Source organism: Martelella lutilitoris, assembly GCF_016598595.1.
In the GTDB taxonomy this organism is placed as follows: Bacteria; Pseudomonadota; Alphaproteobacteria; order Rhizobiales; family Rhizobiaceae; genus Martelella; species Martelella lutilitoris_A.
Genome location: NZ_CP066786.1, coordinates 1,171,662 through 1,183,549 on the forward strand (window position 1 = coordinate 1,171,662; position 11,888 = coordinate 1,183,549).

Genomic DNA, 11,888 nt, shown 5'->3' on the forward strand with positions numbered 1-11,888 from the left:
CTGATGGCTGAGATCGACTTTCTTATCCGCAACGCCCGACTTTCTGGGCGGAACCTGCCGGTCGATATCGCCTTTGCCGGTGACCGCATCGCATCTGTTGCAAACGGCATCACCTGCGATGCGCCCTCTTTCGATGCAGGCGGCAAGCTTGCCACGCCGGGGCTCGCCGAGACCCATATCCACCTCGACAAGGCCGGAATCATCGGCCGTTGCGCGCTCTGCGAGGGCACGCTTGCCGAAGCCGTGCGCGAAACCGCGAAGGCCAAGGCGGCCTTTACCGAGGCGGATGTCTACGCCCGCGCGGCAACGGTCGTCGAGCAGGCGATATCGCATGGCACGACCCTGATGCGCACCTTCGTCGAGATCGATCCGCGCGCGGGTTTCCGCTCCTTCGAGGCGATCAAGGCGATCCGGCGCGATTATGCCGATGCGATCGAGATCATCATCTGCGCCTTCGCCCAGGAAGGGCTGACGAACGACCCGGGCACGGAGGAAATGCTGGCCGAGGCGCTGGCGAACGGCGCCGGTCAGGTCGGCGGCTGCCCCTATACCGATGCCGATCCGGCGGTCCATGTGACGAAGATCTTCGACCTTGCCGAGCGCTTCGGCGTCAACGTCGATTTCCACGTCGATTTCGACCTGAAGCCGGAAGGCTCCAATCTCGGCGCCATCATCGCCGAGACGAAACGGCGCGGCTATCAGGGGCGCGTCTCCATCGGCCACGTCACCAAGTTGTCCGCGCTTGAACCGGACGCCTTTGCCGAAGCGCTTGCGGCACTTGCCGAAGCGGGCATCGCGCTGACCGTGCTGCCGGCGACCGATCTTTACCTCAATGGCCGCGAATTCACGCATCTGGTGCCGCGCGGCATGACGCCCGGCCACAGGCTGATTGCGGCAGGCGGCATCGCCACGCTTTCCACCAATAATGTGCTGAACCCGTTCACCCCTTTCGGCGATGCCTCGCTGATGCGCATGGCCAACCTCTACGCCAACATCGCCCAGCTCGGCACGCCGGACGATCTTGCAACCGTCTACGACATGATGTCCGGGCAGGCGGAGCGCCTGCTGGGACGAGAGCCCGCCGCCATCGTGGAAGGCGGTCCGGCGACGGTGGTGCTGTTTGATGCGGAAAACCCGGCCGAGGCCGTGGCGAGGGTGGCGCCGGCCCTTTGCGGCTGGCGAAATGGGAAAAGGACCTTCGAGCGCCCGCCAGCCCGGATTTTATGTTCGCCGGGCCGATGAAATAAGACGGTGTGGCCGTGTCGGCACGCAAATTGCATTAAGCCATCTTGGGAGACCGTTTTGTGCATGTGAAAGGCAATTTGCATGATCACGGATCAGAACGGCACGATTGATGTCCGATTTTTACGCACGACCTTCCTTCTGTTGAGCGAACAGAATGTCTCGCGCGTCGCAGCCAGGCTCGGCCAGAGTCAGCCTTCCGTCAGCGCGGTGCTGAAGCGCGCGCGCCAGGTTTTCGATGATCCGCTTCTGGTCAGGAGCGGGCAGGGCATGGCCGTGACGGAGCGGGGAGAGACGGTGCGGACCTCGCTTGGCCGCATCCTGGCGGAACTCAGCGAGACCATCAGTCCGGAAGAGGTCTTCGATCCCGCCACCACCGCGTTTGCCATGCGGATTTCGGCGATGAGCTGTTTCAACGGCTTTCTCATTCCGCCGATTGCCGAGAGGCTCCGCAACGAAGCGCCGGTGGCCTCGATCGATTTCTTCGCGCCTGCCGAAAGCGACGACCTGACCGAGCAACTGAGTTCCGGCGCTTCCGATCTTCTCGTTGCCAACTGGCCGGCGCCGCATGAAAGCCTGCGCTCCAGCACGATCTTCGATTGCGAGACTGCCTGCATCATGCGGGCGGACCATCCCTTGGCCGGGCGGTGCAGCCTGTCGCTGGAGGACTATCTCGAGCAGCCGCATCTTTCGCTCGGTTCCGTCGTCCGGCCGGCCTTCAGTCCCATCGGCGGGCGGTTGAAACAGCTTGGCGTCAACCGCCGGGTGGCGCTCTCCGTGCCCGAATACGCGCTGGTGCCGCCGGTCGTCGCCCGCACGGACCTGATCTTCACCACGGCCCGGCCCTATGCGGAATTCGTCGTCAGTCGTTACCCGGACTACGGTCTCCGCGTGGTTCCCGCGCCGCCCGAGTTCGGCAATATGCGGCTTTATCTTCTCTGGCATGAGCGCGCGCACAAGAGTCCGGCCAATCGCTGGGTGCGCAACCTTATCCGGGACGTTTCGAGGCGCTACGGCGCTGATCTCGAAGCGCGGCCGACGCCTGCCGCCATGGCCGGTCTTGCCGAGCTCGCGGCGGTATAAGCCGGGGCCTATACCGCATATAAGCGCCAGCGGAATTGCCGAACGTCAAATGCCATGATCATAATGTAGGCACAAATCGAAATTGCATAAAACTTAGTCCGGTTTATCTGCCGTGCCGAGCCTCGTCGCTCGCGCCGCCGGCGAAGCTTTGCCGAGACGATGGATGGAAGGAAGGCCAAATGCCGCTCAAATCGCACTGGTGGTGGGATCACACCACCAAGGACTTCACCGATATGGACATGTCGGAATTCGTGGCGATCCTGCCGGTGGCAGCCGTCGAGCAGCATGGCCCGCACCTCCCCGTTCGCGTCGACAGCGCCATCAATGCCGGGATCATCAATCGCGCCGTCGAGATCATGCCGGACGACATGAAGGTTCTGGTCCTGCCGATGCAGGCGGTTGGCAAGTCGGTCGAGCATCTGGAGTATCCGGGCACGCTGACGCTGTCCTACGAGACGCTCGCCCGCCTCTGGTTCGAGATCGGCGAGAGCGTGGCGCGCGCCGGCTGCAAGAAGATCATCTTCGCCAATTCCCATGGCGGCCAGCCGCAGGTGATGGAAATCGTCTGCCGCGAACTCAGGATCAAATGCGGCATGTTCGCCGTCTCCTCATGGGTTTCAGCAGGTGCCAGCCAGGCTGATCTCTATAGCGAGCACGAGCTGAGGCATGGCATCCATGGCGGTGAATCCGAAACCTCGACCATGCTGCATCTCCATCCCGATCTGGTCGACATGCAATATGCCGAGGATTTCCAGCCCATGTCGGTGGAGATGGAACGCGGCAATCAGGTGCTGACGGCGGAAGGCCGGATCGGCTTTGGCTGGCAGACCCAGGACCTGCACCCCTCCGGCGCCTGCGGCAACGCCGCAGCTGCCGACGCTGAGCGCGGCAGGATCCATGTCGAGCGCTCCGCTCAGAGCCTCGTAGCGCTTGCAGAAGAGGTTCTCGCCTTCCCGATGGAGCGGCTGACCCAGAAGACCATGTTCAAGGACTGAACCTTTGCTCGCCCGAAACCCGACATCAGCTGTTTCAAAGCGCGTCGAGCACCTCCCCCTGAAAGACGGCGTGGTGCTTGCCGCGGATGTCTATCGTCCGGCGGGCGAGGGGGACTGGCCAGTGCTGTTGATGCGCCAGCCCTATGGTAAGGCAATCGCCTCCACCGTCGTCCTCGCCCATCCCTCCTGGTATGCCCGCCACGGCTACCTCGTGGTGGTGCAGGACGTGCGAGGCATGGGCGCGTCGGAAGGCGATTTCGATTGTCTGCGCCAGGAATTGAGCGATGGCGCGGAAACGGTCGACTGGGCGCGGGGCCTTGAGGGCGCCAACGGCAAGATCGGGCTCTACGGCTTTTCCTATCAGGCGATCACGCAATATCTGGCGCTTGCCGGCGGTGCCAGGGTGGATGCCATGGCGCCGGCCATGGGGTCCTTCGCACCGGAGAAGGACTGGGCCTATGAGGGCGGCGCGCCGCGTTATGCCGGCATGGTCGGCTGGGCGAAGCAGATGGCGCTTCTCAAGGCGGCCCATGACGGCGACCGCGAGACCCATGCCGCGCTCTCAGTGCTGGGCGGCCTTGATGAAACCGCGCGCTACCTGATGGACCGGCCCGACCTCTCCCATCTCAAACGCTGGATGGACAATGACGCAGCGGACTGGGATCAGGTTTCACCCGCACGTCTCCTGCGGGAGGTCTCTCTCGACATTCCGGTGCTGCATACCGGCGGTTGGTACGATTTCATGCTGGAAGGTACGCTTGCCGCCGACAGGGCCTTCCGCAATGCCTCGTCCGAAACCACGCATCTTGCCATCGGACCCTGGACGCATATCCCGTGGAACGGGGCGAGCGGTTCGGTTCGGATGCCGGAGGCCGAGGCCTTTTCGGTCGATCGGGCCAATGTCGCGTTTTTCGATTTCTATCTGAAAGGCAAGGGCGACTCGCCGCCAGCTCTCACAGTGTTCGATCTGGGCGAGCGCGCCTGGAGGACGTTTCGCCGGTTGCCCGCCACGACCGAGAAGACGATGGCGCTCTGCTCCGGCGGGCTTGCCGCCACCCTTGCCAATGACGGCAGGCTTGGCGATGAGCCCGGCGATGGCGAGGATGTGCTCGTCAGCGATCCCTTCCGCCCGGCGCCGCTTGTCGGCGGCCATGTCGGCGAACCGTCGGGCTTCGTCGACCGGGCTCCGGCCGACGATCGTTCCGATGTCGCCGTCTATACCACAGCGCCTTTTGCGCAACCCTTCACCGTTTGCGGGCCTGTCAGGGCCGACATCACCATATCGACGGAAGCACCGGTCTTCGATCTCGTTGCCACGCTCTCTCTGGTATCCCCCACAGGAGGCGCAAATGTGATCCAGACCGGCATAGCCCGGACGAAAAACACGGGTGCGCCGGTGAGCGTCGGTTTGCGCGCGGCCTATGTCACAGCGCCGGCGGGCTTCAGCCTCCGCCTGTCGCTGCAGGCCGCCGCCTGGCCCGCCTTTTCTCTCCATGCACAAGACCCGGCATCTGCCGATGGGATGAACGCTCAGCCGCTGACGCTGGCGATCCGTCACGCGGCCAGCCGTCTCGTGCTTTCCGTTCTGAATGAGGACACCGCAAATGGCGCCTAAGCCCTATCTCACCCTCGACAATGTTTCGGCGACCTATGGCGATACCACAGCCGTTTCAGGCCTGACCATCGAAGTGCCCAAGGGCGAGCTCCTCTCGCTGCTCGGCCCGTCGGGCTGCGGCAAGACGACGACGCTCCGGATGATTGCGGGCTTCGTTGAACCGTCGGGCGGCCGCATCATCCTCAATGACAAGGACATCAGCCACAAGCCGGTGCACAAGCGCAATATCGGCGTCGTCTTCCAGTCCTATGCGCTGTTTCCGCATCTGACCGTGATCGACAATGTCGGATTCGGCCTCAGGATGCGCAACGCCTCGCGCGCCGAGTGGCGGGAAAGGGCGGCGAAGACGCTGGAAACCGTCGGCCTCAGCCCTTATGCCGATCGCTATCCCGGCCAGCTTTCCGGCGGCCAGCAGCAGCGCGTTGCCCTTGCCCGCGCGCTGGTGATCGAGCCGGATGTGCTGCTTCTGGACGAACCGCTCTCCAACCTCGACGCCAATTTGCGCGCCGATATGCGCAACGAGATCCGTTCGCTGCAGCAGCGTCTCGGCATCACCACCATTTTCGTCACCCATGACCAGTCCGAGGCGCTTTCCATGTCGGATCGCGTGGCGGTGATGAGCAAGGGCGTGATGAGCGAGATCGGCACGCCTCTTGCCCTTTGCGACCAGCCCAAAAGCCCGTTTACCGCAACTTTCCTCGGCCACCGCACGGTGATCGAGGGCAAGGTGGAAAACGGCGTGTTTTCCGCCCCCGGCATCACTTGCGCCGGTGCGCCGGCAAAGGCCACCAAACTGGTGCTGCGCGCCTCGCGGCTGCGCTTCGGCCAGGAAAGTTCCCCGCTTTCGGTTTCAGGAACGCTCGTCAATGCAGCCTATCTTGGCGAGACCTATGAGGCCGATATCCAGGCTGCCTGCGGCATGATCCGGCTCGTCGTTCCCTCCGACACGCCGCCGCCGCCGGTCGGCACTGCATGCCAGGTCACCGCCGAACCGGGCGGGACCACCTTTATCTGACAAAAACATAAAACCAGGAGAACAGCTGTCATGAACATCAAGAGACGTTCCTTCAACAAACTCATTCTGGGCGGGGCCGCCACGCTTGCCGCTCCGTATTCCTTCGTCCGCGCGCAGACGCCGGACCCGAAGCCGGGTGATGAACTCGTCGTCGGCATCTGGGGCGGCACCCAGGAAAAGATCGTCAAGCAGTATATCGAGCCGGTTCTGGTCGACAAATACGGCTGCAAAATCTCCTATGTTCTCGGCGGCACCGTCGAGCGCCGCGCCCGCGCCTATGCCGAACGTGGCCGTCCGAGCTTCGACGTCCTCTACCTCAACATCTTCGAAAGCCGTCAGGCGGTGAAGGACGGCGTCACCCAGCCGGCAACCGATGCGGTCGAAAACGCCCAGTATCTCTACCCGATCGCCCGCAAAGGCGGCTACGGCGTAGCCATCAACCCCTGCACCATCGTCTATAACAAGACCAAGGCCTCCGCGCCGATCACGTCCTGGAAGGACATGTGGAAGCCGGAATGGCAGGGCCGCATCGCCTGGCCGAACGGTCTCGGCGCCGAGGGCATTTCCGCGCTGATGATGTCGACGCTTTCCTGGTTCGGCGACCAGACCAAGATGGCGCCGGAAGGCTTCGACAAGGTCAAGGAACTGAAGCCCTTCGCCGCCATCCAGGGCAGCCAGGCGCAACTCTTCGACATGTTCGATCAGGACATCGCCGATCTGTCGGTCGAGTTCGGCAGCTTCTGCGAGAAGTATATCGAGGAGCGGAACCCCGACTTCGCGCTCGCCGATCCGGAAGAAGGCAAGGCGCTTGCCATGAACGTTGCCTGCATCACCGAGGGCACGCGTAACCAGAAGCTGGCGGAAGAATGGGTCAACCTGCACCTGTCGCCGGAAGTCATGCAGGCCTATGCCAAGGAGATCTACTACTCCCCGACGGTCACCAATGCCGATATCCCGGCTGACATCCAGAGCAAGCTGATCATGCCTGACCAGATCGACACGCTCGTCGACTTCGACTGGGATTACATCAATGGCAACCGCAACAAATGGCAGTCCATCTACGACCGGGAGATTGCCGGATGAGGAAATGGCTTGGACCGGCGCTTTCAGCGCCGGTCACCATCTGGCTCCTGATCGCTTTTGCCGCGCCGCTCGTCGCGGTGGTATTCCTGTCCCTGCATGAATATTCCGATCCCTTCGGACCGCTGATCCAGTCGCCCTCGCTGCAGCAGTTCATCGATATCGCCTCCGACAGTTTCTACTATCGGGTGGTGTTCGAGACGATCTGGCTGTCGGTCGCGGTCACCATCGTCTCGGCGCTCCTTGGCTACCCTGTGGCCTACTGGCTGGCGCGCATGCCGGGCAAATACCGCGCCTTTGCCTTTGCCATCGTTCTCATTCCGCTTTTGACCAATGTGGTCGTGCGCTCGCTCGGCATTATCCTGTTGCTTTCACCGGAGGGGCTGATCAATATCGTCACCGGCTGGTTCGGCATTCCGGCGGTCAAGACCATGCTGTTCAACCACGGCGCGGTGATCGTGGCGCTCACCCAGGTGTTCATGCCCTTCATGGTGCTGGCGCTCTACGACAATCTGCAGAACACGTCGCCGCGCGTGCATGAGGCAGCTCAAAGCCTCGGCGCCTCGCCCGCAATCCGCTTTCTGACGGTTGATTTGCCGCTGTCCCTGCCGGGGCTCAAATCCGGCATGATCGTGGTCTTTCTGATGTCCTCGACATCCTATGTTTCCGCCACCATGCTGGGCGGCAAGAAGGTCTGGACCACCGGCATGCTGGTGCTGCAGGAAGCCATGCACAATCTCAACACGTCGCTTGCCGCAGCGCTGGCGCTGGTGATGACCGTCACCGGCCTGCTGTTTGCCGTGCTGGCAACGCTTGCGCTCAACCGGCTGATGACCTGGCGTTACGGCGGCAGGAGCCGGCCGATCGCGCTGCCGCGCTTTGTCGAGCCGGTCGTCAATGTCGCCGGTCCCATCGTCTCCTGGCTGCTGTTTGCCGCCTCCGTCGTGCTGCTGCTGCTGCCGCTCGGCCTCGTCTTCGTCCAAAGCTTCAACGATGTGGAACTGGCCACCGCCGCCGGCTTCCGCGGCTTCACGCTGCGCTGGTATCACGAGGTCTTCGTTTCCGGCTATTACACGGATTCCTTCATTGTCTCGGTCAAGGTGGCGCTGGCGGCTCTTGCCGTGTCGCTGATCATTGCGGTACCGGCCGCCTTTGCGCTGGCGCGCTTTCCCTTCCGGGGTCGCTCGGCGCTGCTCGCCTTCTGGCTTCTGCCGCTGACGTTGCCGCATGTGGCGCTCGGCGTCGGCATGCTGAAACTGCTGCAGATCTATGTGGCCGTCCCTGCCTTCATCGGCCTTGTGGCGATCCATGTCGTGGTCATCCTGCCCTTTGCCATCACGCTTCTGACGGCCTCGGTGATCGGCCTGGACGAGGCGCAGGAAGAGGCGGCGGCAAGCCTCGGGGCGAATGCGTGGAAACGCTTCCTGCTGGTGATCGTGCCGGGGCTGATGCCCGGCCTCTTCGCCACCTCGATCGTCGGCTTCCTCCTAAGCTTCGACGAGGTGACGGTGACGAGCTTCCTGACCACGGCGCGGCTGACGACACTGCCGGTGCGCCTCTATGCCGAAGCCTCCTTCGAACTGAGGCCGACCGCGCATGCGCTCTCCTCCGTGCTGATCCTGCTCACCATCGTGCTGCTCGCCGTCGTCGGCCGTTTCGTCCGGCTGGACAGGCTTTATGCGCGGTAACGGGCGGGCCAAGAGTAATCTCCCCCCTTGAGGGGAGTATCTCATACGGCGCAGCCGCTTGCTCCCAATACTCTCTCCCGCTTGCGGGAGAGATGCCCCGAAAGGGGCAGTGAGGGTGATGCAGCATTTCCAAATGCGAGGCGTTCGCGGGGATGGATTCCCCCCTCACTGTCGCTTTCGCGACATCTCTCCCCTCCGGGGCGAGAAGATAGGGGGCTATGCGACGAAATTTATACGATAGCCCTGCCCATGATGGGGAGATTGTGGGCTGCGAGCCATGAACAGTCTGCCCGCACCTCAATCCGCCATTTCCCGCATCACGGTCCGGATATTCTCCACGAACACGCTGGCGATGGCGGAGATGTTGCGCCGCCCGCCGATCAGCATCAATTGCTGGGTATCGGACTGGAACTCTCGCACCGGCACATAGACGAGCCGGCCCATGCGGCTTTCGAATGCAATATCGAAGGGCGTGAGGAAGGTGAGGTAGCCCTCGCTCATGGCGAGATGCCGCATCATCTCGATCGAATTGGCCTCCACGGCGAACGACATCTGCAGATTGGCGCGGGAGAAGACCTGTTCGATATGCGGGCGGATCGCCGTGGACGGGTCGGCGCCGGCAACCGGATAGCCGACGCATTCGGACAGGCGCACGCTGGTGGAACGCGCCAGCGGATGATCCGGCGCGACCGCGATGCCCAGTCGTCCGATCGCGATTTCGAGCACGCTGATATCGGTATCCGATGGGAAATCGAATCCCAGACCCATATCGGCCTCGCCGGCGCGCACCGCATTGCGGATATCGTCGCCCGTCGTCATCAGCATCATCCGAACGCTGACGCCCGGATTGGCGCGCTGGAAACGGCCGACAGCGCGCGGCAGGAGGTTGGCGGCCAGTCCGCTCATCAGCGCGATCGTCACCACGCCGCGGCGCAAACCCTTCAGGTCCTCCATCATCGCCTCGGCGCGGTTCATGCCCTTCAGCGTGTCGCGCACATGGCCGATGAGGATTTCGCCGGCCGCCGTAAGCGTCAGGCGCCTGCGGCTGCGGTCGAAGAGCTGGGTGTCCAGCGCTTCCTCCAGCGCCGCGATCTGGCGGGAGATGGCGGAGGCCGAGACATTCAGCCGTTCGGCGGTCTTGCGCACCGAGCCGGTGCGCGCGACCTCGTCGAGATAGTTGAGCAGGCGGCCATGGAGCATGGGGCATTTCCTTTGTTGCCTTTCAGGCAACATCATATGCGAAAATAAATGCTTTTAAAGCGACAAGAACTGGATCACCATCACGTCAGTGCTGAAGGCGTTCACGGCCACCGCAAAGCGTTTTTTTCCCCAGCTGTCGCGGCGGTTTCGGCCTTCGGTTCCGGCATGAGCGGTTCTCCAGAGGTCTCCCACCACCTTGAAATGCTCCGCGCCGCTCATGCCGGCTCTTATTGTCAGACAGGATTTCCAGAGGGTCCCATGCTCACCTACGCATTCGAACAGGTCGAAAAGGCCGAGGTCTTCAAGATTGCGCCGACCGATACCAATTATTTCGCGATCCTCTTCGACCCGAAGAAGGACGGGATCGACAATATCTTCGTCATCGAGATCTTTACCGTCGGCGGCGCCACGCCGCCGAACGAGCACAGCCACGCCCATGAATTCTTCTACGTGATCGAGGGCGAGGGCATCGCCTCCAGCGACGGCGAAGAGATGCCGATCAGGAAAGGCGACGCGCTGATGCTTCGCCCGGGTTCTGAGCATGTGGTCAAGAACACCGGCTCTTCCAAGCTCTACACGCTGACCGTGATGACGCCGAACCAGGATTTTGCCGAGCTGATCCGCTCCGGCGAGCGCGTGTCGCTTGACGCAGAAGACTTGAAGGTGCTCGCCGGGAAGGCGGCCTGATGCGGAAAGACGCCGATACCCTGCCGCTCGGCCCTTCGCGGCTGAACCGGTGGCAGGTTTCAAAAGGTCGGGTCGACATGATCCGGCCGCAGCCGGAACCGCGTCCGCTTGCCGTGAAGGACCGGGACCGGGAGATCGTCTTCGACCTGAACCGCACCGCCATCATCGTCGTCGACATGCAGAATGACTTCTGCCACCCCGAAGGCTGGCTTGCCGGCATCGGTGTTGACGTGACGCCCGCCCGCGCGCCGATAAGGCCGTTGCAGCGCCTGCTGCCGGACCTGCGGTCTGCCGACGTGCCGGTGATCTGGCTCAACTGGGGCAACCGGCCGGACAAGGCCAACCTGCCACCGTCCACCCTCCACGTTTACAAGCCCACGGGGCGGGAGACCGGCATCGGCGATCCGTTGCCCAATGGCGCCAAGGTGCTGGAAAAGGGAAGCTGGGCCGCAACCGTCGTCGATGAGCTGGAGATTGCGGAGACCGACATTTCCGTCGACAAGTTCCGCATGTCCGGCTTTCAGGATACCGAACTCGACAGCGTGTTGCGCAGTCTCGGCGTCACCACCGTGCTTTTTGCCGGCGTCAATGCCGACCAGTGCGTGCTCTGCACTTTGCAGGATGCGAGCTTCCTCGGCTATGACTGCATTCTGGTCGAGGATTGCTCGGCAACCACCTCGCCGCAATTCTGCATGGACGCCACCCTCTACAACACACGCCAGTGCTTCGGCTTCGTCTGTTCCGCAGACGATATCGTCGCCGGCCTTTCACGAGCAGACGCATGACACAGCAAGACAAGGACGAAGCCGTTCAGCCCGTCAACCTTACCGACGTTCTGGAAGAGGTCACCAGGCTTTGCGACCTTTACGAAAAGGCGCTGATGGACAACGATCTCGATACGCTGGACGCGCTGTTCTGGGATAGCGAGAACACGCTGCGCTACGGCGTTGGCGAGAACCTCTACGGCATTTCCGAAATCCGCGATTTCCGCAAGGGCCGCTCGGGCGGTTCGCCGCAGCGCGACGTCGTCCGCCGCCAGATCACCACCTTCGGCCGGGATTGCGCGGTCTGCGACCTCGAGTTCCAGCGGCCGGGGGCGGCCGTTCGCGGACGCCAGAGCCAGACATGGATCCGCACGGCCAACGGCTGGAAGGTCGCCGCCGCCCATGTGTCGCTGATGGGCAATTCACATTAAAATCGATTAGCCGGCCTGCGTCGCGCCCTGTCGTCGTTCAGCTTCGCGTTGCGTTTTCAACGACCTGCGTGCATGCTCCGGCTATCGA

12 protein-coding genes are annotated in these 11,888 nt (G+C 62.8%); 10 read left to right on the forward strand and 2 right to left on the reverse strand.

What is annotated here, in order from left to right; all coding sequences use genetic code 11:
• Positions 1-3 precede the first annotated feature (3 nt).
• The 7 genes from JET14_RS05415 (at position 4) to JET14_RS05445 (ending at position 8,718) form a co-directional block, all read left to right on the forward strand.
• Entirely contained in the window at positions 4-1,242 is a 1,239-nt protein-coding gene (locus JET14_RS05415; RefSeq protein WP_200337137.1) for an amidohydrolase family protein, read from the forward strand.
• A gap of 84 nt (positions 1,243-1,326) precedes the next feature.
• Entirely contained in the window at positions 1,327-2,325 is a 999-nt protein-coding gene (locus tag JET14_RS05420; protein ID WP_200337138.1) for a LysR substrate-binding domain-containing protein, read from the forward strand.
• 179 nt (positions 2,326-2,504) lie between these two features.
• Positions 2,505-3,320 carry a creatininase family protein gene (locus JET14_RS05425; RefSeq protein ID WP_200337139.1) on the forward strand — a complete coding sequence of 272 codons (816 nt, stop codon included), beginning with the start codon at positions 2,505-2,507 and terminating at the stop codon, positions 3,318-3,320.
• Between the two features lie 4 nt (positions 3,321-3,324).
• On the forward strand, positions 3,325-4,935 hold the full coding sequence (locus tag JET14_RS05430; RefSeq protein ID WP_200337140.1) for a CocE/NonD family hydrolase: 1,611 nt from the start codon (positions 3,325-3,327) through the stop codon (positions 4,933-4,935).
• The gene (locus tag JET14_RS05435) at positions 4,925-5,950 is read left to right on the forward strand and encodes an ABC transporter ATP-binding protein (protein WP_200337141.1); all 1,026 of its coding nucleotides are present in this window, start codon (positions 4,925-4,927) and stop codon (positions 5,948-5,950) included. Before JET14_RS05430 ends, JET14_RS05435 begins: the two co-directional genes overlap by 11 nt.
• 30 nt (positions 5,951-5,980) lie before the next feature.
• Positions 5,981-7,033 (forward strand): ABC transporter substrate-binding protein, encoded by a 1,053-nt coding sequence (locus JET14_RS05440; RefSeq protein WP_200337142.1) that lies wholly within the window; start codon positions 5,981-5,983, stop codon positions 7,031-7,033.
• Positions 7,030-8,718, forward strand: coding sequence for an ABC transporter permease subunit (locus JET14_RS05445; RefSeq protein WP_200337143.1), 1,689 nt, complete (start codon positions 7,030-7,032; stop codon positions 8,716-8,718). Before JET14_RS05440 ends, JET14_RS05445 begins: the two co-directional genes overlap by 4 nt.
• 297 nt (positions 8,719-9,015) lie before the next feature.
• Here the strand turns inward: JET14_RS05445 and JET14_RS05450 are convergent, their stop codons facing one another.
• Complete coding sequence (locus JET14_RS05450; protein WP_200337144.1) at positions 9,016-9,918, reverse strand: LysR family transcriptional regulator; 903 nt, start codon at positions 9,916-9,918, stop codon at positions 9,016-9,018.
• A gap of 54 nt (positions 9,919-9,972) precedes the next feature.
• Positions 9,973-10,137, reverse strand: a complete 165-nt coding sequence (locus tag JET14_RS05455; RefSeq protein WP_200337145.1) for a hypothetical protein — start codon at positions 10,135-10,137, stop codon at positions 9,973-9,975.
• A gap of 39 nt (positions 10,138-10,176) precedes the next feature.
• On the opposite strand from JET14_RS05455, the gene JET14_RS05460 reads away from it, so the two are divergent.
• Genes JET14_RS05460 through hpxZ form a run of 3 tightly spaced genes read left to right on the forward strand, consistent with a single transcriptional unit; the run spans position 10,177 to position 11,800 of the window.
• Positions 10,177-10,605, forward strand: coding sequence for a cupin domain-containing protein (locus JET14_RS05460; RefSeq protein ID WP_200337146.1), 429 nt, complete (start codon positions 10,177-10,179; stop codon positions 10,603-10,605).
• Positions 10,605-11,390: a cysteine hydrolase family protein gene (locus JET14_RS05465; RefSeq protein WP_200337147.1), complete on the forward strand. Its 786-nt coding sequence runs from the start codon at positions 10,605-10,607 to the stop codon at positions 11,388-11,390. The genes JET14_RS05460 and JET14_RS05465 overlap by 1 nt, the downstream gene beginning before the upstream one ends.
• The gene (hpxZ, locus tag JET14_RS05470; RefSeq protein ID WP_200337148.1) at positions 11,387-11,800 is read left to right on the forward strand and encodes an oxalurate catabolism protein HpxZ; all 414 of its coding nucleotides are present in this window, start codon (positions 11,387-11,389) and stop codon (positions 11,798-11,800) included. The genes JET14_RS05465 and hpxZ overlap by 4 nt, the downstream gene beginning before the upstream one ends.
• Positions 11,801-11,888 lie beyond the last annotated feature (88 nt).